The organism is Maridesulfovibrio sp. (assembly GCF_963678865.1).
In the GTDB taxonomy this organism is placed as follows: domain Bacteria; phylum Desulfobacterota; class Desulfovibrionia; order Desulfovibrionales; family Desulfovibrionaceae; genus Maridesulfovibrio.
This window is the reverse complement of the sequence record NZ_OY787459.1, coordinates 3,203,754-3,228,079: the sequence shown is the minus strand read 5'-3', so window position 1 is coordinate 3,228,079 and position 24,326 is coordinate 3,203,754. Positions and strand designations below refer to the sequence as shown.

22 protein-coding genes are annotated in these 24,326 nt (G+C 48.3%); 15 read left to right on the top strand and 7 right to left on the bottom strand.

Annotated elements, in window-relative coordinates:
• The first annotated feature begins 11 nt into the window (after positions 1 to 11).
• The 4 genes from ACKU41_RS14725 to ACKU41_RS14710 all read left to right on the top strand — a co-directional run bounded on the left by ACKU41_RS14725 (position 12) and on the right by ACKU41_RS14710 (position 3,349).
• A complete protein-coding gene (locus ACKU41_RS14725) occupies positions 12 to 356 on the top strand; it encodes a DUF1538 family protein (protein WP_321401853.1) in 345 nt (114 codons plus the stop codon).
• Between the two features lie 129 nt (positions 357 to 485).
• Positions 486 to 710, top strand: coding sequence for a DUF1538 family protein (locus tag ACKU41_RS14720; RefSeq protein ID WP_321405263.1), 225 nt, complete (start codon positions 486 to 488; stop codon positions 708 to 710).
• 41 nt (positions 711 to 751) lie between these two features.
• Entirely contained in the window at positions 752 to 928 is a 177-nt protein-coding gene (locus ACKU41_RS14715; protein ID WP_321401851.1) for a hypothetical protein, read from the top strand.
• A 276-nt stretch (positions 929 to 1,204) separates the two neighbouring features.
• The gene (locus ACKU41_RS14710) at positions 1,205 to 3,349 is read left to right on the top strand and encodes a methyl-accepting chemotaxis protein (protein WP_321401849.1); all 2,145 of its coding nucleotides are present in this window, start codon (positions 1,205 to 1,207) and stop codon (positions 3,347 to 3,349) included.
• Positions 3,350 to 3,419: 70 nt separating this feature from the next.
• Here the strand turns inward: ACKU41_RS14710 and ACKU41_RS14705 are convergent, their stop codons facing one another.
• Together ACKU41_RS14705 and ACKU41_RS14700 are read right to left on the bottom strand one after the other, a co-directional pair.
• Entirely contained in the window at positions 3,420 to 4,265 is an 846-nt protein-coding gene (locus ACKU41_RS14705) for an aldo/keto reductase (protein ID WP_321401847.1), read from the bottom strand.
• A 14-nt stretch (positions 4,266 to 4,279) separates the two neighbouring features.
• Positions 4,280 to 4,618 carry an MGMT family protein gene (locus ACKU41_RS14700; protein ID WP_321401845.1) on the bottom strand — a complete coding sequence of 113 codons (339 nt, stop codon included), beginning with the start codon at positions 4,616 to 4,618 and terminating at the stop codon, positions 4,280 to 4,282.
• A 202-nt stretch (positions 4,619 to 4,820) separates the two neighbouring features.
• On the opposite strand from ACKU41_RS14700, the gene ACKU41_RS14695 reads away from it, so the two are divergent.
• The 4 genes from ACKU41_RS14695 (at position 4,821) to ACKU41_RS14680 (ending at position 10,388) form a co-directional block, all read left to right on the top strand.
• Positions 4,821 to 5,636 (top strand): AraC family transcriptional regulator, encoded by an 816-nt coding sequence (locus tag ACKU41_RS14695; protein ID WP_321401843.1) that lies wholly within the window; start codon positions 4,821 to 4,823, stop codon positions 5,634 to 5,636.
• A gap of 222 nt (positions 5,637 to 5,858) precedes the next feature.
• Positions 5,859 to 6,800, top strand: coding sequence for a DMT family transporter (locus ACKU41_RS14690; protein ID WP_321401842.1), 942 nt, complete (start codon positions 5,859 to 5,861; stop codon positions 6,798 to 6,800).
• Positions 6,801 to 7,026: 226 nt separating this feature from the next.
• Complete coding sequence (locus tag ACKU41_RS14685; RefSeq protein ID WP_319778173.1) at positions 7,027 to 8,007, top strand: BMP family ABC transporter substrate-binding protein; 981 nt, start codon at positions 7,027 to 7,029, stop codon at positions 8,005 to 8,007.
• 56 nt (positions 8,008 to 8,063) lie between these two features.
• Complete coding sequence (locus tag ACKU41_RS14680) at positions 8,064 to 10,388, top strand: ATP-binding protein (RefSeq protein ID WP_319778172.1); 2,325 nt, start codon at positions 8,064 to 8,066, stop codon at positions 10,386 to 10,388.
• Between the two features lie 246 nt (positions 10,389 to 10,634).
• On the opposite strand, the gene ACKU41_RS14675 is transcribed toward ACKU41_RS14680, so the two are convergent.
• Positions 10,635 to 10,967, bottom strand: a complete 333-nt coding sequence (locus tag ACKU41_RS14675) for a NirD/YgiW/YdeI family stress tolerance protein (protein WP_319778170.1) — start codon at positions 10,965 to 10,967, stop codon at positions 10,635 to 10,637.
• A 600-nt stretch (positions 10,968 to 11,567) separates the two neighbouring features.
• On the opposite strand from ACKU41_RS14675, the gene ACKU41_RS14670 reads away from it, so the two are divergent.
• Positions 11,568 to 12,212 (top strand): RluA family pseudouridine synthase, encoded by a 645-nt coding sequence (locus ACKU41_RS14670; RefSeq protein ID WP_321401839.1) that lies wholly within the window; start codon positions 11,568 to 11,570, stop codon positions 12,210 to 12,212.
• A 300-nt stretch (positions 12,213 to 12,512) separates the two neighbouring features.
• Here ACKU41_RS14670 and ACKU41_RS14665 read toward each other — a convergent pair whose 3' ends face one another.
• Genes ACKU41_RS14665 through ACKU41_RS14655 form a run of 3 tightly spaced genes read right to left on the bottom strand, consistent with a single transcriptional unit; the run spans position 12,513 to position 17,604 of the window.
• Entirely contained in the window at positions 12,513 to 14,840 is a 2,328-nt protein-coding gene (locus tag ACKU41_RS14665; protein ID WP_321401837.1) for an FAD-dependent oxidoreductase, read from the bottom strand.
• 29 nt (positions 14,841 to 14,869) lie between these two features.
• Positions 14,870 to 16,504, bottom strand: a complete 1,635-nt coding sequence (locus tag ACKU41_RS14660; protein WP_319778167.1) for a glutamate synthase-related protein — start codon at positions 16,502 to 16,504, stop codon at positions 14,870 to 14,872.
• On the bottom strand, positions 16,468 to 17,604 hold the full coding sequence (locus tag ACKU41_RS14655; RefSeq protein ID WP_321401834.1) for a glutamate synthase: 1,137 nt from the start codon (positions 17,602 to 17,604) through the stop codon (positions 16,468 to 16,470). Before ACKU41_RS14655 ends, ACKU41_RS14660 begins: the two co-directional genes overlap by 37 nt.
• Positions 17,605 to 18,493: 889 nt before the next feature.
• Between ACKU41_RS14655 and ACKU41_RS14650 the strand changes: the two genes are divergently transcribed.
• The gene (locus ACKU41_RS14650) at positions 18,494 to 18,793 is read left to right on the top strand and encodes a hypothetical protein (protein WP_319778165.1); all 300 of its coding nucleotides are present in this window, start codon (positions 18,494 to 18,496) and stop codon (positions 18,791 to 18,793) included.
• Between the two features lie 81 nt (positions 18,794 to 18,874).
• On the opposite strand, the gene ACKU41_RS14645 is transcribed toward ACKU41_RS14650, so the two are convergent.
• Positions 18,875 to 20,065 carry an HD-GYP domain-containing protein gene (locus ACKU41_RS14645; protein ID WP_321401831.1) on the bottom strand — a complete coding sequence of 397 codons (1,191 nt, stop codon included), beginning with the start codon at positions 20,063 to 20,065 and terminating at the stop codon, positions 18,875 to 18,877.
• A gap of 409 nt (positions 20,066 to 20,474) precedes the next feature.
• On the opposite strand from ACKU41_RS14645, the gene greA reads away from it, so the two are divergent.
• The 5 genes from greA to ACKU41_RS14620 all read left to right on the top strand — a co-directional run bounded on the left by greA (position 20,475) and on the right by ACKU41_RS14620 (position 24,203).
• Positions 20,475 to 20,960, top strand: a complete 486-nt coding sequence (gene greA, locus ACKU41_RS14640; RefSeq protein ID WP_319778162.1) for a transcription elongation factor GreA — start codon at positions 20,475 to 20,477, stop codon at positions 20,958 to 20,960.
• 106 nt (positions 20,961 to 21,066) lie between these two features.
• Positions 21,067 to 21,825 carry a hypothetical protein gene (locus ACKU41_RS14635; protein ID WP_321401828.1) on the top strand — a complete coding sequence of 253 codons (759 nt, stop codon included), beginning with the start codon at positions 21,067 to 21,069 and terminating at the stop codon, positions 21,823 to 21,825.
• A 79-nt stretch (positions 21,826 to 21,904) separates the two neighbouring features.
• The gene (locus ACKU41_RS14630) at positions 21,905 to 22,339 is read left to right on the top strand and encodes an META domain-containing protein (RefSeq protein ID WP_319778159.1); all 435 of its coding nucleotides are present in this window, start codon (positions 21,905 to 21,907) and stop codon (positions 22,337 to 22,339) included.
• 22 nt (positions 22,340 to 22,361) lie between these two features.
• Positions 22,362 to 23,549: a PAS domain-containing sensor histidine kinase gene (locus ACKU41_RS14625; RefSeq protein ID WP_321401825.1), complete on the top strand. Its 1,188-nt coding sequence runs from the start codon at positions 22,362 to 22,364 to the stop codon at positions 23,547 to 23,549.
• Between the two features lie 15 nt (positions 23,550 to 23,564).
• Positions 23,565 to 24,203 (top strand): phosphatase PAP2 family protein, encoded by a 639-nt coding sequence (locus ACKU41_RS14620; RefSeq protein WP_321401823.1) that lies wholly within the window; start codon positions 23,565 to 23,567, stop codon positions 24,201 to 24,203.
• Positions 24,204 to 24,326: the final 123 nt, after the last annotated feature.

The following is a 24,326-nucleotide window of genomic DNA, read 5'->3' as shown; positions in this document are numbered from 1 at the left end:
AGCACCGATTGATGAAGACGAGTACATGGAAAGCACTCCTCTCCGTAGGCGTGACGATATTAACCGGTGTTTTGCGTATACTACGCGGTTGGCCCGTACATTACCTGATCATAGGCGGCTATGTGGTTGTTATGCTTATGACCCTCATTGCTCCCGAAGAAATCGTAGGCATTGCTTACGACGCCGACGGTGTCACCACATCCACCGTCACTGTCCCCCTTGTGACAGCACTTGGAGTGGGACTGGCTTCAATCATCAAAGGACGCAGCCCTCTGCTTGACGGATTCGGGCTGATAGCCTTTGCCTCACTGCTACCTATGATTTTCGTAATGGGATACGGGTTGACCGTTTTTTAATATCCGGAGGGCTTGCAAACGCGACAGACAGCGTTCCCTCCCCTGCCCTCCGGACTAATTTTCATTAAAGGAAAGCATGATCGTAAACTTCCTGTATTTTAAATGATACTCCTTGCCACTATGCGGTAAATAATCCCCATACTGGCCCTGATCACCTGCTTTCAGATTTTTGTTCTGCGCCAGCGCATTCCGAGCCTGAGCTGCCTGAGAATAGGCGGTGTGTACGTGATGCTGGGGCTGGCGATGTTTTTGGTCGGCCTGGAAAAAGCGCTGTTTCCGATAGGCAGGATCATGGCGACCCAACTCTCCGCGCCTTCGCTGCTGGCGGGCGAAGGCGGGGTCGCCGCAATTTAGTACCGGACCTTTAACCGGCACGCAGTGCAGGAAAATTCACCATGTGGGGAATCTACTCAACACTCATGGCGGCATTCAACCGCAAACGCAAATGTCCCAGGTGCGGCAAGGTCAATATTATACGTTTTGAAAACAAGAACAAAGCAGTGAAATGCCGAAAATGCGGAAAAAAACTGCCTCCACCCGGAACCCAAGTAGAAAACTTCCAAAGTCCTTAAGCAAAAGGATCCATACAGACCTCAGGGAAGGAACGGTTTATCCTTTCCCGAGCCCCTTAAAACGGCGGAATTACCCTTTCCGCCGTTTTTCTTGCTTTACTGATAATTTTTCAACACAAAATAAGCACGAGTAGCGTCCAGCATTTTTCTTTGCAGTTTCGTCAAGTTTAATATTATATATTCTGTTATATGCAAAACTTCGGTTGCCGCACTTCAACCGATAACAGCCAACAGGCTGCACCGGAAACTGTCATCATTCAAAAGAGGGGGATAGCAATGAACTTCAAGGACTGGAGTCTGAAAACAAAAATAATCATACCTACATTTTGCTTTGTAGCCTTGATTCTTGCGGCAAGTACATGGGTAATGACCGATCAAGCCAGAAGTCTCGCTGTGGAACAGGCAAGTAAATCCGCAGATAGTGAAGCTAAAGGATACGGTAATGAAATCTCCGAAACCATCGGAAAAGCCCTAACTGTGACCAGAACACTTGCCTCCATGTTTGAAACGGGCACAAACTACAAAAACATCCCTGACCGCGAAGTACTAGACTCGGTTTTAATCGATGTTCTTAAACGTCATCCGGGACTTGCCGGATCATGGTGCGCTTTCAAGCCCGACAGTTACGATGGACGAGAAGAAGAATACATGGGCAAATACAAAGGGGCTTACCGTAACTGGTACTACCGCGACGGCAACAAAATAGCCGAGAACTTCAGCGGGGCGGAAAACATGGTCGGCCAAAGCTGGTTTGATGACCCCATGGCCGGTAATGTGGAGACCATCAGCGAACCATATCCATGGGATGTGAAAGGCAAAAAATTCTGGCTCTGCTCCACCGGACATCCGGTAAAAAGAAATGGTCGTAATATAGGGGTGGTAGGGGTAGATTTTTACCTCAACGACCTGCTGCAGACAGTTCTGAAGATCAAGCCTTTTGAGACCGGATACGCATTTCTCATGACCAATAAAGGTACTATTGTGGCTCATCCGGATAAAGATCTGCAGACAAAAAACATACTTGATCTGGTTAGCAGCAAACAGAAAAGCAATGTTGAAAACGCCATTAAAAACGGCAGCACTCATTCATACGTTGGAAAATCTCCTGTCACCGGTGCCGCCGAATACATAACTTTCGCCCCTATCAAAGTGGGCAAGACCTCTCTTCCGTGGTCTATTGCGCTGGTAATTCCCATGGACAAGGTTGAGGCACAGGCCAATGCAATTGCCCAGAACAGTATTATTGTAAGTGTTGTTGCCATTCTTTTACTGCTGGGAATTCTCTTCGTACTGGCCGGTGTAATCAGCAAACCAATTCTCAAAACAGCCGATTACACCGCCAGAGTAGCCGAAGGTGATCTTGATGCTGCCCTCGACATCAACCAGAAAGATGAAATCGGCAATATGGCTGATTCTATGCGGACGATGGTCGGCGAACTCAAAAAAACCATCCGCAAGGCCGAAGATGAAACCCGCAAGGCGGAAGAAGAATCAGCAAGAGCACGGCAGGCAACGGCAGAAGCTGAAAAAGCCCGCGAAAAAGCGGACATGGCCAGAGCAGAAGGGCTGCACCATGCTGCCGACCGGGTTGAGCAGGTTCTGCATCACGTTGTTTCCGCATCCGAACAGATGTCCGTACAATCAAACGAAATGCTGAGCGGGGCAGAGGTGCAGAGCGACCGTATTTCATCCACTGCCACTGCCATGGAAGAGATGAATGCTACTGTGCTGGAAATCGCCCGTAACGCAGGAGATGCCGCCGAAGCAAGTAACGAGGCTCAGGACAAAGCCAGAAACGGTGCTGCGGTTGTAGATAAATCCAAGTCGGCTCTTGAGCAAACCGTGACCGAGGTCAACAACCTGAAAGGCAACATGGAAGAACTGGACAAGCAAGCCAAAGGAACCGAGGCTATTATCGGCGTAATTACCGACATTGCCGACCAGACCAACCTGTTGGCCCTGAACGCCGCCATTGAAGCGGCCCGGGCAGGTGAAGCAGGACGCGGATTCGCAGTGGTCGCCGATGAAGTGCGCAAGCTGGCGGAAAAAACCATGACCGCCACTGGGGAGGTTTCAAATTCCATTGGTTCCATTCAACGTGTTGCCGGAGAAAACATCAAATCGATGGAAACAGTTTACAAGCATATTGAAGAAGCTAACGAATTCTCAGAAAACTCCGGCTCTGTTCTTCAGGAGATCGTAACCGGAGCCGAAGAAAGCGCAATCCAGATCCAAAGCATAGCTACTGCAGCCGAGGAACAATCCGCCACCTCCGAAGAAATTAATAGCTCAGTTGAGGAAATCAGCCGTATCACAGCAGAAACAGCCCACGGAGCCCGCGAATTTGCCTTGGCCCTTGAATCACTGGCTGAACAGATCTCGGAAATGCAAAAAATTGTGGAAGATCTGAAAGCAGAATAAAATAGACACAGGCAGTGCTTTAGCAACATTATGAAGGCCCGGAACATTTCTGTTCCGGGCCTTCATTTCTTTAGTATTCCTCGTAATAAGCTGGATGCTGATCCTTGCGCCTGCCATCCGGCCTGTCCAGAGCGCTGATGACTGCCATTTCCTCTGCAGTTAGCGCAAAATCAAAAATACTGATGTTTTCCAACTGCCGGGCCGGAGAAGTTGCTTTGGGAATAGGAACAGCTCCCAGTTGCACCTGCCAGCGCAGAATAATCTGGGCCGCACTTTTACCGTGGCGACGGGCAATGGCCCCGATTTCCGGCTCCTGCATAGCGGAATTGTCCCGTCCCAAGGGACTCCATGACTGGGTAATAATGGAATGCTGCTCATGCCAGAGGCGCTGCTCCTGCTGTATAAAATATGGATGAAGCTCAATCTGGTTCACTGCCGGAACACCCCCGGTCTCATCTATCAGGCGCTGAATATGTTCCGGCAGAAAATTGCTGCAGCCGATAGAACGCACCAAGCCCCTTTTACGTGCCTCGATCAATGCCTGCCATGCTTCCACATACAAATCCTGACTGGGATTGGGCCAGTGGATGAAATAAAAATCATAGTAATCCAGCCCTGCCCGGTAAAGTGACTCCTCTATGGAATAAAGGGCCTCATTGTAGCGGTGACGCAATCCGGGAATCTTGGAGGTAACCAGAATTTTCTCACGGGCAATTCCGCTGCGGCGAACCGCTTCGCCCACTGCACCTTCGTTCTCATATTTAAAAGCTGAATCCAGTAAACGGTATCCGGCCTTAAGGGCACTGACCATGGTTTCCACTCCGGAAGAACCGTTAAGCTTGTAGGTTCCAAAGCCCAATGCGGGAATGGTGTTCCCGTCATTCATTTGCAAATCAGGTATGGAGATATCGCCCATTTATCCTCCCGCGTTTATAGGTCCTCACTGTTGGTTGCCGGTCCGGGCATCCACAAATAAGCATCAAGATCAATACTTCCGTCAAGGCAGAATTCAATTCCCTCGCGTTCAAGCAATTCCCGCTGCCTTTCATAACCCTGTCCCTTTTTAAGCGAAATGAGCCCCTCGCGGTTAACCACCCGCTGCCACGGCAACTCTTCTTTTTTCGAGCTGTTATGCAGGATGCGCACTACCTGCCGTGCTGCACGGGGATTACCCGCCAGTGCCGCAACCTTGCCATAGGAACAGACTTGTCCTTCCGGAATCGCCTTGATAATTCTGATTACCCTTTCCGTAAAAACGGTTCTGCCCATATCAAACACCTCTCAGCTAAATTTAGCCATATATTAAAAACGAAATGAATTTTCACTGCAAGCGGTATATATCCACCAATAACGGGTTAAAAAAAAGCCTGCTGCAAAAGAGAGCAATTTTTTACAAGACGGTTTCGGAGGTAGGGGATAACTTGTGTTCCCCGGATGTTTATGCAAAGCTTCCGGTCAAACGGTGAGACTTATGAATAAAGGGATAATCAGATACTTGCGGCCCGATGCAATCGAAGGCCTCGAAATACAGGAAGTAATAAATTCCAATCATTCTTTCCCCAATCATACCCACGGGGTCCATTCTGTGGGGGTAATGGAAGCCGGCGGCTGCTATTGCCGTCAACCCGGGGCAGGCAGTTCCTTTGTGCGCGGTGGAGAAATAGCTCTCTTCAATCCCGGTCTGGTACATTCAGGAGTAATTACAGACTCGGAAACCCGTATTACATACCGGGTCTTCAGTTTTGATAACAAATTATTTGAGAAAGCCCGGCAGGACTTAAGCCAAAAAGAAGGTCTCCCGGAATTCAGGTCTGTGGTAACAGAAGACAAACTAACCACCGGAACCCTTACCGAACTCAACTATGCTGCTTCAACGATCAAAAGCAGGCTGGCACTTGATATCGCCCTTGCCCGTGCGGCTGCGGCCCTTTTGACCCGCCATTGCGAGACCCGTTCAAAAGTACCGCAGACAGCAGAACCGAAAGCAGTGAAAAAAGCCCGGGAATACCTGAATGAAAATCTTTCTGAGAAGGTATCTCTGGAAGAGCTTGCCAATGCCACCGGGCTTTCCCGTTACCATCTGCTGCGTGTATTCCGCAAAGCAACCGGACTTCCTCCGCATAGCTACCACCTGCAACTGCGAGTTGAACACGCCAAGCAACTGCTCCGATCCGGGCTGCCTTTTGCCGAGACCGCCCTGCAAAGCGGATTCTCAGATCAGAGCCACTTTACAAATACCTTTCGCAGATACACAGGCGCGACTCCCTCACAATATATAAACATTTAAGAATTACGGATAAACAACTTGTGCTGTTAAGCAATTAACTCATTGCAAGACTGCAACTATCCTTCCATTCTGCAAAAGCCATCAGCGAATTCCTTCAATTACGCATGTACACCCGCACATGACTACTTCCTTATTACAAACATTTTGAAACGCTGTGAAAGAGCAATATTTTCCAAGACCGCAAATCCCGTGAAAAGCTATTTCTCATTCAAGGAGAAAAACATGGACAGCAATCAGTCAAATAAAACGATAATCCCTGTAATCGCCATATTGGGTGCAGTGCTGCTCTGGGGGAGCGCTTTTGCGGCCATGAAACATATGGTGGAGACTCTCAACCCGTGGGCGGTCATGTGGCTGCGCACCGGAATAGCAACCCTCGCGCTGACCCCTTTTACATCTCGGTTGGCCGGTCCGGTCAAAAACGGCAAGGACAAGCTGGCACTGGCTCTCATGGCCCTCTTCATGCCCTGCCTGTATTTCCTTTTTGAATCCTATGCCCTGACCTTTACCAGCGCAACACAGGCCGGGCTGATTTCAGCCTCCCTGCCCATGATGGTCGCAGTAGGAGCCGGAATCTTCTTCAAGGAAAAAACTACCATAGCCGGCTGGTGCGGACTGGCGCTGTCCATGACCGGAGTGGCTGCGCTCACCTTGAGCGGAAATCCTTCCGGCAATGCGGCAAATCCCGCTCTTGGCAACCTGCTGGAACTGGTCGCCATGGCCTGTGCTGCAGGATATATGCTTCTGGTCAAAAGACTTTCCGCCAACTACGGCCCGTGGACTTTGACAGCTGTGCAGAATGCTGCGGGATGCCTTTTTTTCCTGCCCGGACTCTATCTGCTTTTACGGGACGGACTGGGCACCGATCCGCTGAGCGTTCTCGTTGTTGCAGGCTATCTGGGCGCATTCGTCACTCTCGGGGCGTTCGGGTTATATAATGTTGGCATGAGCCGCCTCCCGGCAGGTAAAGCATCAGCTTTCATAAACCTTGTCCCGGCTATCGCCGCATTTTTCGGCTGGTTCCTGCTCGGTGAAACCCTGAACAACCTGCAGTTACTTGCTTCATTAATCATTTTCGCCGGAGTAGGGCTGGCCCAATACGGGGGAAACCTTAGCTGGGATAAAATTCCTTTTCTCAGGCCGGCCTTAAATCAAAAAAACTGAACCGCTGACCTATTACTTTAAAATAAAACCATATCAGCAATCTAAGCCCGGTAAGTTTTTAGACTTGCCGGGCTTTTTTTACCCAAACGCCACACGGGCAGACTTGCTCGAAGAACCTTTAATAAAATAGACTTTTATAGTAAGATGATCTCGATAATCGATAAGTGGTCCAGTTTTAGTCATTTTCTGTTTAAAAACATCTTTTTTTCATAAATCCGGGGTATGCATGAAAAAAATATTTGCCGCCATCCTGTTCCTTTTCCTCACTATCGGAACCGCCTGCGCAAAACAGCAGGTTGTAGGATTTGTTACCGGAGCATCCGGCCTTGGAGACCTGTCATTCAATGACATGTCTTATGGCGGCATCCGCAAAGCCCAGCAGGAATTCAATTTCAAACTTATTATTCTTGAGCCGGAAAAAAACGGTGAATTAAAAATTGAAAATTTCACCAAATTGATCCGGCAATCCGACATCCTTATTCTGGTCGGTGCGCAGCATGCTGAGCTGGTAAAAAAAACCGCCCCGAATTACCCCGATAAAAAATTTATCATCAATGAAGTTCCGGTGGCCGGAATACCCAATGTTTCTTCGGTTTCCTTCGAACAGGCAGAAGGTTCCTTTCTGGCCGGAGCACTGGCGGCCATGACCAGCAGAACAGGTAAAATCGGATACATCGGAGCCACTCCGGTTCCCCCGGTCCTCAAATTTGAGAAGGGTTATGTTGCAGGGGCAAAATACGCTGTTCCGGATATAAAAGTGGAAGTGGACTACCTGAGCCCACTGAACGACTTTTCAGGATTCGATGCTCCAGCTAAAGGCTACAATGTAGCCATGGGCCAGTATGGCGACGGCGTGGACATAATCTTCACAGTTGCCGGACTAACCGGGAACGGGGTAATCGAGGCTGCCCGTCGTAGCGGAAAATTAGCTATCGGTGTTGATTCAGATCAGGATTCATTGGCTAAAGGCTTTGTACTAACCAGTATGATAAAAAAATTGGATGTGGCGGCATACAACGAATTGAAGGCTGTCATGCAGGGCAATTTTTCCCCCGGCCCCACCAGCTACGGTTTAAAAGAGGACGGCGTCGGCCTAAGCGCAATGAAATACACCCGTGACAAAATTCCTGCTGAAGCCCTGAAAAGAATTGAAGATATCAGAAAAAAAATAATCAACGGCGAAATCAAAGTAGAATTAAAAAAATAATCCCGGTAAATTGCTGCGAAGGACAAACGTTCAATGGAAACGGTTAGCAAAGAAGAATGAGAGATAGCTTACGGTTTAAAATTTCCATAGGCACAGGACTGATCCTGTTGCTCTTCTTTTTCCTGTTGGGATATTATATTGTCGATTCCCAGAAAAGGATGCTTGAGGACAACCTCTATGAGCACGGCAACCGGATTGCCGCGCTGGCCGCGCGCTCATGTGCGGAGTATCTGCCCAGATTCAGTTTTTTCCTTATCGAAGACCTAGCCCTGTCCATTGAACAATCCCCGCAGGTGGCTTTCTGCGAAATTTACAACCGGGAAGGTTCACCTATCCTGCAATCAGGGAACATTGTCTCCAAATCTCATATTTCAAAAAATAAGCCCACTTACGGGGCAGACGTTCTCATCGTATCAAAACCCATAATCAGCGGAAATGAACATATAGGACGGGTTGAGATCGGCATGCGCCTTGATAAGGCTCGCCAAGAGATACAGGAAAACACATTCAGCCTGATCATATTGTTCAGTGCCTGTATGCTCTGCACCATCATCACACTTGACGCTTTTTTTCAACGTATCCTGATTTCACCGCTGCGTATGCTTGCCAACAACACCAGAAAAATCGCACGACGCAAATTTGTTACAGTTGATGTCGGCAAACGCATGGATGAAATCGGGATTCTGGCCCTCAATTTCAACCACATGAGCCGTAATCTGGAAAGCCTTTATAAGAATCTGGAAGTCAACGTACAGGAACGGACCCATGAACTCGAAACCGCAAACCGCAAACTGGTCAAAGCCATTGCCAAATCCGAAGCCATGGCAGTGGAAGCCGCCAAGGGGACATTAGCCAAATCCCAATTTCTGGCAGCAATGAGCCATGAAATCCGTACCCCCATGAATGCAATTCTGGGCATGGCAGAAATTCTGGCTGACTCCAGCCTTGATGATGAGCAAAAAGGATTTGTTGAAATCCTGCAGGAATCAGGAGAATCTCTGCTTCACCTGATCAATGAGATCCTTGACCTGAGCAAAATTGAAGCCGGTGAAATTCCTTTTGAGAGGAAAGACCTCAATATTGACAGGCTTATCGGCAAGGCCTTCAAGGTGACCGCCCATGCCGGACATGGCAAGGGGCTGGAGCTTTCATACAATATCAACCGTGATGTACCCGAACAACTTCTCGGAGACCCTACAAGGCTGCAGCAGATTTTCGTTAACCTTATCGGTAATGCCATCAAGTTCACTGAACGAGGATTCGTTGTAGTGGAAAGCTCACTCGTTCAGGGGCAGGATGCAAACGGCTCCGCCAATATCATGAACATCCATTTTGCGGTCAAAGACAGCGGCATAGGTATTGAAGAAGACAAGCTGGACTCGATTTTTGACCGCTTTACGCAGGCAGACTCCTCCACCACCCGCAAATATGGAGGTACAGGCCTGGGGCTTTCCATCTGTAAATCCCTTTGCGAGGCTATGGGCGGTAAAATATGGATAGAAAGCCGCAAGGGATTCGGCACCACAATCCATCTGGAAATGCCCCTTGAAAAGGATCCGCGAAGTTCAGTGGAAAGTTCACCCCTGCGCGGCAAATCCGTGCTGATCATAAATGATCAGGATTATTCCAGACAGGCACTGGCCATACGTCTGAGCAAAAGGACAAAACGAATCAGCAAAGCCCAGAATATGGAAGAAGGGCGCAGTTTCATTGTAAACAGCATCAAATCAAACACCCCCTATGATCTGGTTATTGTACGCGGAGGAATTCACGGCTGGAAACAGCAAAAGACCCTAAATGAATTACGGGGCATGGAAATAGATGAAGAAAAAATCATCCTGGTCACTACTGTTGGACAGGATTATATTGAAGAATTCAACGGCAGTGTCCTGTTGGCACCCGTAGATATACATTCCCTTGAAACTGCTTCCAAAAAATCTTTGGACAAAAACAGGAAACAGCCATCGGCTCCGATTCAGCACACCGGAAGAATTCGTCCCCTCGACATCCTTCTGGTAGAAGACAACAAAGCCAATTGCATGTTGATCCAGCTTTTTTTCAAGGACATGCCGCACAAACTGAAAATCGCGCATAACGGGGCGGAAGGATTGGAACAGGCCCGCACCAACAAATTCGATCTTGTATTCATGGATATTGAAATGCCTGTAATGGACGGCTATGAGTGTACCCGCAAGATACGCTTGTGGGAAAACCAGACAGAAACAAGGCCAAGCATAATCGTGGCCCTTACTGCCCACGCCCTGACTGAGGCAAGGGAAAAAATCATTGAGGCCGGATGTGACTCTTTCCTGACCAAACCCATCTCCAAAGATAAAATCATCAGCACTATCAACGAACTTTGCAACCCTTACTTTACTTAGCCCGCATTGCATCGATAAGCACAACGGCTATTCATCCACTCTAGGATCACTCCCTGCCCCCCTCCTGCAACCGAAGAAGTGCAGAATAAACTAATCCCCGAAGCCAAGCTCAAGCTTAGTTCCGGGGCTACAAAAAAGAAAGGCCGCGTCCTCAGACGCGGCTTTGAATACTGCTGACAATTCAGATTCAAGGGAGTCGGATTAGCGACCTTTCTGGTTCGGAATAATTATTCCTGTGAGGTCCGTTTAGTTGATAACGGATATTTTCTGGGCTTCGATTCCGGCGAAGACGAGGTCCTGCTCGACCCTGCCTTCAATCTCGATCTCAGCATTAACGTCAACGGGGAGGGATCCCGCTTTCGGAGTGAGGTCGATTATGATTTCGCCGGTCTTGTCCTGAAAAACGTATTTATTGTCATTGATCTTTCTTACGATGTGCCCTTTTACAACAGCCTTGGTGTCAGCACCGGACACACGAGCTTCAGCTACGGTGGTTACGTCCTTGGATTTGAAATCCAGAGTTTCAGAGGTTGCTGCTGCAGCCACAATAACCAGAAGCAAAAGAAATAGTACGCTCATTTTTTTCATCTCTTATTACCCGTCCCACTCAGAGGTGGAAGTTAAAGATTTGAAATCATATTTATGAAAATTTATTTTACCTTTATGCAAACGTCCGGTTTGTTACCGGCCATTTTTTTTTAAGAGGACCTGTTCTTGATCCGTTGATCAAGTAATAGACATCTCTGTTTGATTATGCAATCAAAAAAATAAGCTACTTGTGAAATTTTGTACAAAATACACCTTAACTACTCATATTATTTATAGATATTTTTTTCACAACCACTTTTAGACTGCGTGCATAAGATTTTATTCTTCGTGCTACCAAGAATTAGCATTCAAATGACACTGAATCCGGGTTCAAACACAGTGATTTCATACCTTAACCGGATACTATTTTAACTGTTATCTATTTTGAATGAGCTAACATCTTGTAGTTATGTACTTTTAATCAAAAAAAGAATCGTAGCACCTAAAAATCATTAAAAAGCAACAATGAGAATTCTTAGGCATCAATTTCGCTAAATCTTAGGGAATATCAACTCAACGGCAAGTACTCAATGTTACCTATCAACAAAATTGATAGTTGCTTTTTTGGTCTAAACAAAGGATTAAACAGCCATGAGCAACTCAGAACGTTTAGATATTGTTTATGCGGATCGAAAAATCGTGGTGGTCAATAAGCCCAGCGGCCTTCTTTCTGTTCCCGGACGTGGACCGGAAAATCAGGATTGCGTTGTCGCAAGGGTACAGAAAATGTACCCCGAATGCCGGAAGTTTCCCACTGTGCATCGTCTGGATATGGATACTTCAGGACTGCTGGTACTGGGACTTACTGCACGGGCGGTGCGCGAACTGGTGGAGCAATTTCAAAAACGGCAGGTAAAAAAACGCTACGTCGCCCTGCTGGACGGCATAGTAAAGGAAGACAGCGGGGTAATCGAAATGGCCTTCCGGCTTGATCCATACAATCGCCCGTATCAGGTCTACGACCCCATTCACGGCAAGCTGGGCATAACCCACTGGCGAAAGCTGAGCATTGAGGATGGCAAAACCCGCGTGGAATTCACTCCGCTCACCGGACGTACCCATCAATTAAGAGTCCATTCCGCTCATCCGCAAGGACTTGGCTGCCCCATTGTGGGAGATAGGCTCTACGGTTCAGGGACAGAACCGGGACAGCTCAAATTGCATGCAGGATATCTCTGCTTTGAGCATCCAAAAACCAAAGAAAGGATGGAATTCGAGATTGCGCCGTTGTTCTAGGCTTCTTTAAAACCCACCTTCTCGTCCGGCGAATAAAATCAGCTTCGGCTGTAGTACATATTATTCTTGACACATAATTCAAGCATCCAGCCGAAACCCCAGATCCTCCGGTCCGGCTATTTTCAACATGTGATCCTTCACCTCAATCTCCTGTTTTTATTAAAGACACTGAGCCAGTAGGCTATCATTGTCCATAGAAAACAAATGCGGCTGCCGAAACAATTTCGGCAGCCGCATCCATCTATAGAATCCATACTGGGTCACCGGACCGTCCGGTTCTCCATTCTTTAAGACTGTATATTAGCCGAGAGGACTGTTCTCCACGAGATTCCAGATACCGCAGGGGCAGACATTGGCGCAGAAACCGCAACCGATGCATTTCTCGGAATCACAGACCATTTCAAAATCCTTGCCTTCACCGCTTTTGCGGGAGATCGCCGCCTGCGGACAGACGGTTTCACAAAGACCGCAATCTCGGCAGGAACCGCAGGAAGAACATTCCTGAGCACATTCCTGAACATTCTTGAATTCAGTCAGGCGCGGATCAAAGTATTCAAGAGTCATGCGTTTATAATCAATGACCTCTTTAGGTTCAGCGTGAGGACGCTTGCCGGTAAATACTTCATCAATTGTTTCTGCTGTTTCGCGGCCATGCCCGATGGCATGAGTCAACAGGCCGGGGCGCACAGCATCACCGATGGCGTAAACACCGGGTTCGGTGGTCTGGTAATCTTCGTTAACCACGATATGCCCACGGTCGAGGGCGATGGTATCAGGCAGAAAATCGATATCCGGGGTATCACCGATGGACATGATTACGGTATCAGCCGGGAGCAGTTCACCGGACTTGAGCACCACGCCTTCCTCGGTAACTTCCTGAGTAAAACAGGGATAACGGAACTTCGCACCGACATGCTCGGCCTCTTCGCGCTCCTTACCGAATGCTGCAGGCTTCTGGATATCAATAAGTAGAATATCTTTGGCTCCGAGACGGGCGCATTCAGTGGCAACGTCACAACCGACGTTACCAGCACCGATAATAACCACCTTCTCGCCAACTTCTGCTTTACCCTTCATGGCACCCTTGAGAAAATCAAGAGCAGGAAGGATGCGTTCATGACCGGGAATGGGGATCATGCGCGGTTTCTGCGCTCCGATAGCCAGTACAACAGCATCGTTGTTCTGACGCAGTTCAGCAAAATCATCAGCAGTGAGCTTTTTCTGCATGTGGACGTGAGGGATGACCTTGGATACACGATCAAGCTCCGCATCCAGCACTTCCTTGGGAATACGGCTGGAAGGGATAGCAGAAGTGATCTTGCCGCCGAGTTTGTCAGCCATGTCGTAGACAACAGCTTCATGACCTTTGCGGCGAATCTGCCAAGCAACGGAAATACCGGCCGGTCCACCGCCGATAACGGCTACTTTCTTACCAGAAAGAGGCGGCAGTTCGGGAACGGGGCTCTTCACTCCATCGCGGCCCAGCTTGGTGATATCCACGGAGAGCATGTCTTTCACGCCGCGGGTACAACCGGTCATGCAGAGGTTGGGACAGAGGTAACCGCAGACAGTTGCCGGGAAAGGTGTGTATGCAAGGGCAAGGTCCACAGCCTCATCAACAAGACCGTCACGGACCAGTTGCCAGCGCTTCTGGACCGGCATCCCTGTAGGACAAGCGGACTGGCATGGAGCCTGATATTTGCGGTTTTCCCATACAGGAACGAACCTGCGCAGATCACCATGGGCAATCAGCGGAATAGGAGAACGGTCAAGGTCGGTCAGGTCGCCGATAAGACCGCCTTGTCCCAATTCACCGTCCCATACTTCGGAACGGAATTCGGACATGGAACGACGTTTGCGCCCGGTCTTTTCAAAAGGAGACTTGGCGCGGATGAGCTGCCATTCCTTGCGCACGGTGAGGAGATCATAAACATCTTCACGACCGATTTTGGCAAGATTCTCTTTAAGGTTGGTGGTCAACCATTCCCAGTCAGCATCAGTGATAGGCTCAAGGATGGCATCGGCAGTAGAGAATTCGCCGTGGGGTCCGCGGACAAAAATACGTCCGCCAACCATACCGACACAAGGACGGAAAGCGAGGACATTCTCGGGATTCTGGGCCTCGTAACCACAGACGACAGCAGTACCGCCGGCCATGAATTCGGCAAAATAGTCTCCAACGCCTCCGAGAATCCAGAGTTCGGGCGGATCAAAACGGGGGTTGGTTTTGGTCATGGTCATGCCGCGGGCACCGATATCGCCGTTTACAACGACTTTACCTTGAGCCATGGCATTACATGCGCCGTTGGAAGCATTGCCGTGGACAATGATTTCAGCACCGGCGTTGAGCCAACCTACGTCATCGGAAACCGAACCGTGAACGTTGATTACTGTTCCGGGAAAACCCTTGGAGCCGAGACGCTGACCGGAAGTACCGATAACATCAATTTCAATGGGTTCTTCCTTGGAAATCCAAAGCCTTCCGCCAATGCCGTGCTGGCCCATGGCGTCTATTTCAAGCTTGCGGGCTCCGTCGGCCACCGCTTTTTGAACCCGCTCTTCAAGGATGCGGGATTCAATACGGGCGCCTTCTTCAAGACCGCTGATGCATATTTTTTCTGTTGCCATTTTAAATCTCCGTAAATCGTGAGCTGTTGTTAAACCACGTACTTGATGCCGAGTCTTTCAGCAGCATCACGGTCACTGATACCAAGTGCATCCGACATACCGATAGGAAGGGATGTGGAGCGGCCCAGAGGGGCGATGATCTTTTTGATTTCAGTGTCAAAGCTCAGATAGAAGTCAACAACCCTTTCGGCTACCTTTTCAGGATCAAGGCGACGGTAAAGTCTGGGGTCCTGAGAGGTGATGCCCTTGGGACATACACCGAGGTTACAGACATTGCAGCGGTCCTTTTCGGAACCGAGACAACCCGCACCGGCCTGCATGACGTACTTACCGACCTGTACGGCACTTGCGCCGAGCATGATCAGGGCCGCAGCGTTGGCAGCGAGGTTGCCGGACTTACCGATACCACCGCCAGCAATGAGGGGCAGTTCGTTCTGTTTACCGGTAACAACGAGTGCGTTGTAGCAATCGCGCAGGTTGCTGGCGATGGGATGTCCCATGTGGTTCATGGAGACGTTGTATGCCGCACCGGTACCACCGTCTTCACCGTCAATGGCCAGACCTGCGGCGTAAGGGTTACGGGTCAGGTTGTTAAGAACCGCCAGCGATGTGGAGGAAGCGGAAATCTTGGGGTAGACCGGGACCCTGAATCCCCAGGCCATACTCATGGACTGGATCATCTTCGCAACGGACTCCTCAATGGAGTACTGGGTCTGGTGTGTCGGGGGACTGGGCAGGCTGACACGCTCCGGAACACCGCGGATAGCGGCGATAAGCTTGTTGACCTTGTACCACATAAGCAGTCCGCCATCACCCGGCTTTGCGCCCTGACCGTATTTGATTTCGATTGCACAGGGATCGACCTTCATTTCCGGAATGGCGTGGATAATTTCATCCCAGCCGAAATAACCGGACGCAATCTGGAGAATTACGTATTTAAGAAAACGGGAGCGGAGCAGTCTCGGGGGACATCCGCCCTCACCTGTGGAGATACGAACGGGCATGTTCAGCTCTTCGTTCAGGTAAGCAACCCCCATCTGCAGACCTTCCCACATGTTCGGGGAAAGTGCTCCGAAGGACATACCACCGATAATCAAAGGATAGATCTCCCGTACCGGGGGCTTCCAGCCGTGATCCTGATATGTTTTCAAGCTTTCTTCAGGAGACTGAACCCTACCCAGCAGGGTATTCAGGCGAAACTCATGACGACCGGCATCAAGTGCGGGGTCGGTGAGCATGGAAATACGCATGAATTTGATCTGGTCCAGCAGGGATTCACCGGAGTTGCGGCGTCCACCACGTGTACGGGGATTGCCGCCACGGTCATTATGGAATTTCTGGGTGGTGGAACCTTCTTCGCGCTTGGGACCGATTGCATTGTTGGGGCAGACCATGTTGCACATGGAACAGCCGATACATGCGTAGGCCGGGTCGGTCTTCTGGCGGATACCGTAAAAAACTGTATATTCATTCTCGGCTTTTTTCAGCAGGCTTGCGGGAGTTTTAATCTCGCGCTTGCGGAAGACGCCGAGTTCAATGGCGTTGACCGGACAGACTGAAGTACAGCGACCGCACTGGGTACAGAGATTCTTGTCCCACTCGATCTGCCAGTTCAGGTCTTTAACGCCTAAAGTTGACGGGGTAATTGGTCTTTCTGTGAGCATGTTTCTATCTCCTTGCAGTCGGGTCCGACGATTACTGTATCGAGGTGCATTGGCTGGAAGTCCTTGGACTTGTCACGGTCGGGAATAACCGCATCTATTCCGCATACTTCTGAAGAGAAGGCGTAGATGCCGTCTTTACCGCCCACAATGCCGGGACGAAGTTTTTTACGGTCCTGAACCATAAACATGGAGCCGTCATCAAGGGTCCCGATGACACAGTTGGGGCCGTCAATAATCATCTTGCGGCAGGAACGCTTCAGGGTCGCGAGGAATTCGCGATCCGGATGGTCGGCCATTTCATGATCCATAAGCGGGGTGATGATGTGCTTGTAGGCACGGATATCGAGTCCCAGACGCTTAGTGGTGTAATGTGCTATGTGGGTAAAAACTTCGGAGTCGGACTGGTAGCCCTCATAGCCGGGCACATTCCTGGATTGCATATATTCCTTGATGGGGATGAATGCTGTGTTCTCACCGTTAGTCATGGAAGCTACGCCTTCTATGAAGAAAGGATGGCAGGCATAAAGGTTGATGGCGTAGTTGGTGTTCTGCCTGCCCTGAGCCAGAATCTGCCGGGCATAAAGATTGCGGTTGGCACCGAGCTGAAGCCATTCACCGATCTCAAGGGGATCACCCACTTCTTTGACTACTATAGTGTCGGGCCAGAAGGAAAAGACCATGATGTCCCCTTCTTCCTCGCCCATTTTGCGCAATTCGAGACGCATTTCCACCAGTTTCTGACCCTGCTGTGCGGGGGGCAGCTCATTCCAGCCCTTGGGAACCTTGTAAGCAATCGCTGCGTATGTTCCGCGAACAGGTGTGCCGGCCGGCGGTTCGGTCTCCGGGGTATAAAGGATGCTGTACTGGGACTTGAAACCATGGTCCATGGTGTATTGTTCCAGCCTGCGCAGGCCCGCTTCAGTAAAGATACCGGAAAGAATGGGACAGCCCTGCAATTCTTCTTCAAAACGACCGCCCAGCCCCCTGAGACAGAGACCAACGCCGGATCCGTCATGACCTTCTTTCATAGTATTAAGGGCATTGATGGCCAGCATGGGTGAAATCGGATCGCGACTTGTAAGCGCAAATAAACGGCACATATTGTCAGCTCACTCCATGATTATAAGGTTCAACAGGTGCAGCGCCCTGCAGGCAGAAGTCGGACTATTCCGAATATCTGAGAGTTTAATCCGGCAGGCAGCTGACATGTTTTTATCAAAAAAAATGTATCAGCCAATACGGCTCTAATCTAACCATATTTCGAAATAAGTAATGTGCACCAATCATTTTTTGACATTTTGAGTTTTTCCACCCCTCAAAATTGGCACAGCGTTTTTTTCAGTAATCTGAAATTGAATCGAAACCAGAATAAAAAGATCATTTTTTGATGATTAGAGCGATTCAGGAACTCGACAATGGCAGAAAAAAACAATTTTGGCAAACAAAAATACGAAAATGAAGTTTTTTAATCCCAATACAGCTTCACTCAACCACTAAATTTGAATACACAACCCCCAGAAGCCTCCCTAAAAACCATAAAAAAACCGCCATATGTGATCAACTAAGGCATTGAAATAATAAATTATCTTTAAAGGCAAAAGGTATAGCACACTCAGTTAGACCAAAATGGTAATTTTTAAAAATACAGCGTCTCTCTTTTGGCAAAAAACGATAATCAGCGGCTAAAAGAGTTCCATCAAGATTATAGATTGCGTAATTATACAGCCAAAAATCAAGCACGAGGACAGCACCGGACAGAAAGCAGCAGCTCAAATCAATAACGCCACACTCGCCAGTTTTACATAAATGACATTTTTGACAAAACCGACACTACGCATTTGGAGACACATACAAAAATGTAGCCGGAAACGGCGGAGATTCTGTCGACTTGAAAAAACACACAGCAAGAGGCTCAAACCGGAAAGCTTGCCCATTTTCAGACAAAAAAGTTATGCTCAAAACGCAAACATATAATAAAGGAGAACACAGATGGAACGGGAAGACATCAAAAGAATTTTCGAAGCCTATTTTGAAAAATACAAAAAAACAGAAGGTGACCGCACGGCATGGTCTGCTGTCTGGCTTGAGACTACGGGAGCCGGAACGTTGGAGCTGAATATGACCAAATGCCCTAAAGGAACTACGTTCAAAATTTTCGTAAACAAAAAGAAGGAAGCACAGGTTTTGGGCTGGGATGCGTATTTCGCAGCCATAGGCGGGGTGGCAGCCGGATATCCGGGTCTTTATGACGAGGAACGGATATTCAGCGAAATGGAATCTGTTCTGTAGCGATGCAGAAATCAGGGTTAAAGGAGATAAGCCTCAAGACAAAACATGGCGAAAAAAGTCCGGAAACTGCTGTTAATATGCTTAAACCAAAAACCGGGCGAGCTGCTGCATATCGACACCAAGCGAACGGGGGTCCGGTTGCCGCATGACCTTCAAACCACTGCCGTCCTCCCGGTAAGTGTCAAGATCAATACACTCTGCGAGAACCGGTTGCATCTTATCATTGAATAACACTTTGACCTTCGGATGCCGTGGTTTTGACTCATTGGTTTCAAGAACAATAGCGAAACGGAGGTCATCCAGTTGAACCAAGGTTCCCGGAGGATATATACCCATAACCCGTATGAACCTGTTCAGGTAGGCCGGATCAAAATCAGTACCTTTCCATTTATACATCTGGCTCAAGGTCTTGGCCGGAGTCACCGCCTTCTTGTAGACCCTCACGCTGGTCAGGGCATCATACACATCACTGATGGCGATTATACGCGCAAAAGGATGGATATTCTCACCTTTGACACCATGAGGATAACCGCTCCCGTTATAGCGCTCGTGATGCTCAACAACCCCGCGCAGGATGGCATTATTAAGGCCTTCCACACCCTTCAAAACATCCAGCCCCTTCTGGGAATGGCTTTTCATTATACAAAACTCGGCGTCAGTAAGCTTACCGGGTTTATTAAGCACCTTAGAGGGAATACGCCCCTTGCCGACATCATGAAACAAAGCCGCGATGCCGAGCATTTCCAATTCATTGCGTTGCAACCCGAGAGCCTTACCCAGCAACAGTGAATAAAGGTTCACATTAATACTGTGGGTGTATGTATATTCATCATATCTTTTTAAAAAAGCGAGGGTCAGCGCCGCAGGCTCGTTGCTGCCCAGACTATCAATCACTTGACCGACAATGGGTATCGCCTCTTCAACTGCAACAGTTTTGCCTTTACGCACGTCCTCAATAAACTTGCGGGCATAATCCAGAGCTTCCTCATGAACCCGGCGCGCTTCGGGGATGCCTTTCGCCAGATTGCAGGCGGAGTCCTCGGCAGTAAGCGATCCTTTGTCACAGGAATACTTCAGGTCCGGCAAGGACTTACCTGTCAGAATCTCAACATGCTCGGTATCATCGGGAATATATTTGGCGATATCATCCTGCGATTCAATATACTTCCCTACCTTCACATAAGGATCTTTAAATGTACCGGTTCCGTATGTCTGCACATACATACCCGGTCTAACATCTTCCTTTTTTATAATTATGATTTCCTCAGACACCCCGCAAACCCCTTAAACTGATGCTATCCAAAAACATATTTCACTTAAGCTGAACTTAACTGCTAACGACATAATTAAAAAGCATCTTTTCAGTAAAAAACAGTAAAATAAAACCAAGCTACTGCCAACTCAATTATAATTTAACGAACACCATTAAACTAAGTAAAATAAAGGATCTACAAATCTTATTTTTAAGTCAACAACCTATTAAGTTTTGAAAAACACCTAAACTTATTATCTTAGATCAAAAGCGACTTGACCTACTTCAAAGGATGTTCTACGCAGGACTTTCAGCAACTGACCGGTTGCTCTGAAACCTGTACCTGAAGCAGCTTCACTTCCGTTATATATTTTATCGGCAGTGGCTGCATTTTTATTGACAACGACGGAAATAGTTGAGGTTTATGGAATGAGCAATATACCCATTTCAAAAGAAGGATTTGCAAAAATCAAAGAAGAGCTTGCAGCTCTGAAAAAGGAACGCCCTGAGGTAATCAAGGCAATTGCGGAAGCCCGCGAAGAAGGCGACCTGAAAGAAAACGGCGGCTACCATGCAGCACGTGAAAGACAGGGAATGCTTGAGGCCAAGATCAACTACATCGAATCACGGATTCCCCACTTCAACGTGGTGGATATGACAACCCTCGGCGGCCCCAAAGTCACCTTCGGCGCAACTGTCGAGCTGGAAGACATTGAAACCGGCGATGAAAAAAAATACACCATCATGGGACCGGATGAAAGCGATTTCAAAAAAGGGATTATCTCCATTGAATCTCCGGTGGGCAAGGCCCTGCTCGGTAAAGAGGAAGGCGATGAAGTTGTGGTCAATGCTCCCAAAGGCAAAATAGAATACGGCATTGTCTCTGTTAATTTTAACGGACCTATTACCCAGTAGAAAAGTTTTTCCGTCAGCCGGTACGCAGGTTCTGAAAAAAAGCTACCAAAAAGGGGATGTGTTCAGACGCATCCCCTTTTTTCATAATCATCAGTGAGCATTCACCATGCATGGCACGGAAATACCGATCAAAAATATTTCATGCTCCGGCTTCTGCAGCCGCTGCGGGACCAGACACTCTCTGGAACCGGGGGATGCACTGCTGCACTGCCGTGCTTTGATGGAAAAAATGGACCGCGAAGGACGTGCGGACTTTGAGCTGCCACAAGACAAGGCTACCCCGGACTTCAGCACCGACTACCTTTTCGGCAAGGCTCGGGGACAGATGTTCGGGGTCATGACCTATCTGGACAACTCCGGGACTTTAAAAACGGCCAAAGCTTTTTCCGGACAATATAACAGTCACTGGGAAATCCCCGGTTGGGTGCCCCCGATTATCAACCCTCAAGAGTTCTATTCACTGACCGAACGTACCGAAAAGGAAATAAAAAGGATCGGCATGGAAATGGAAAACCATGCTCACGGCTCCCCAGCCCATACCGAACTATCTTCCCGGCGCAAAAAACTCTCCCAAGACCTGATGCGCAGGATTCACGCCATCTACAAGGTCCACAATTTCCGGGGAGAGACCAGACCCATGCCGGAAATCATCTACGAATCCAAAGGCATCCCGACCGGAACCGGGGATTGCTGTGCCCCCAAGCTGCTCAACTTCGCGGCCCGCAACGGCTATACCCCCCTGAACATAGCCGAGTTCTACTATGGAAGGGAAAACAAGTCCGCAACGCGCAGCCACAAACAATTTTACCCATCCTGCACGGATAAGTGCGGACTCATCCTCGGCTACATGCTTTGCGGCCTTTAACGGCGTCAGGTTAATTCACAAAATTCCTCTACCAAAAAGAACAGGATACAAGTATACTGCGCAAATGGAGGAATAATTTATGAAATTCAATATCCTGAAACAGTATTTACTATCGGCCATAGCTGTCTGCGCACTTCTTCTTTCCGCATCCTGTGCTCCTAAACAGGCAAACTATCCAATTTTTGAAAACCCTACTGACACCAAATGGATCGTGGAAGATATCGACGGAAAACCTGTCGAAGGATTTGCCCACATATGGATGCGTCTGGACAGTGACGGCAAAATTTACGGTTCCGGCGGATGTAACAGTTTTCGGGGCGACTATTCCTACGTGAACGGGATTTTCAGGACCGGACCGTTGGGCACAACCCGCAAAACATGTTCCAAAGGAATAAACCTTCAGGAATTCAAATTTATGCAGGCTCTGGACCGGGTTGACTCCATGCAGAAAAGAAACGGCATGCTCTATATGGAAGGTCAAGGCAACTCACTTCTTTTGTATAAAGGACATTGATCCTAAACCCTTGAGGAACTGCATGAGCGATATAGCATATTACCCCGACACTCCGGGTAATGACGAAACTCCGTGCAATCCGGACATTCTGGAAGAGCACAACAGGATAAAAAAAGAATTTGCTGCGGATCTAATTGAGTCTGTACCGAACCCATGTTTCATTCTTAATAAAAACAGGCAAATAGTCTTTTACAATGAAGCATTGGCAGAAGCCGTAGGTGAAAAGCGCAAAGACAGGATTCTAGGTCGCCGTCCCGGAGAACTCCTCCGTTGCTGCAATTCAAGGACAGATTTGTGCGGGGATTCCGTCGCCTGCGTTCAGTGCGGGGCATTGCGCGCTATACAGACCGCCATGACCGGGAAAAAAAGTGAAGAGGAATGTACGCTGTTGGCCAATAAGGATGGAAAGGTCAAAGGCTACACCTTCCGGGTTAACGCTTCGCCGATTAAAATCACAAAGAAACAATATTTCATCATACACCTGACTGATCTTTCTGACATCAAACATAAAGAAATGATGGAAAGGTTTTTTCTGCATGATCTTTTGAATGCAGTAAACGGGATCACCAATACAGGTACATTGATTAAAATCGACGCAACCAAAAAGGAACAAAAAGAACTGGCCTCAATGATAATAGACCGGGCTCAATATATGGCCAATGAGATCAACGCCCACCGACTATTCATATCAGCAGAGGCAAGGCAACTGGAACTCCACAACGAACCGGTGGAAGTGAGCGGATTAATTGAATCCATATGCGCTTTTTATAACAACAGCCTGCTGGCCAAAGATAAAAATATTTCCATCACATCCAACGTGGATGAACTGAAACTGATCACCGACAAACGCATCCTGCACCGAATTATTGAAAATCTTGTCAAAAATGCTTTTGAGGCCTCCCCGGAAAACGGGGTCGTGAAGGTGCAAGCTTTTGAAAGAGATAACAAAGCCCTTTTCAAAGTTACGAATCAAGGAGCAATTCCTATGACCGTAGCCCACCAGATATTCAGGAAATCCTTTTCCACCAAAGGAACAGGGCGGGGGCTGGGGACCTACAGCGTTAAGCTGTTCACAGAAAACTATCTCCGTGGAAAGGTGTGGTTCGATTCTTCAAATGAGGATGGGACAAATTTTTACGTGGAACTGCCACTCTCCCCTGCCGGGGAGGAACTTGCCGCAAATCCTTGTCCCCGCAACAGAGGGACTTAAAATGAGGAGAAACTGATGAGTCTCACCCCTAAACGACTGTTGTCATACACTTCAGCAGGAGGGCTTGCAGCCCTGTTGCTGATTATTATTTTTTACCGGTCGCTGGACCTACCTATTGCCGAATCAGCCCACACTTTGAACGGGACATTTGCCGTTACCCTCGGCAAACTGCTCAGCTACCTTGCTTCAAAACATGTAATCCAGACTGTTTCCTTTGTCGCTCTTCTCTGTGGAACTGTAGACGCCATGCTAAATGGCTTCGGAAAACGGGCAAAAGGATTGCTGCTCATAGCACTCTCAACCATGTCCGCTATGCTCATCGGTGATGAATTGAAGTGGTTTTTCGGACGCTGCCGTCCTCCCATGTTCTTTGAAGACGGTTCCTACGGCTTCACATGGTTCTCTGGGAAATACCTGCAGAATTCATTTCCATCCGGGCACACCCTGCGTATTTTTTCCCTGACCACTGCAGTTGCGATACTGCTGCCGGGCAAAAAATACATTCCGCTCATTGCGGCAATTCTGGTTGGAATCAGCCGGGTGGTTGTTGGCAAGCACTACCCCGCAGACGTTATCTTCGGCTGTTTCATCGGTGTTACCTGTGCATTCTGGTCCTACTGTTTTATTTACATCATGCCGGAAAGAAAAGAATAAGTTCTATATACTTGGCTCATTTCAGCAAACCAATACATATTCCAACAGTCTAAAAAATCGAGCATTTAAGAATCTATATAAAAAAAGCCCTGCCGGAATTCCGGCAGGGCGACTTAAACTTAA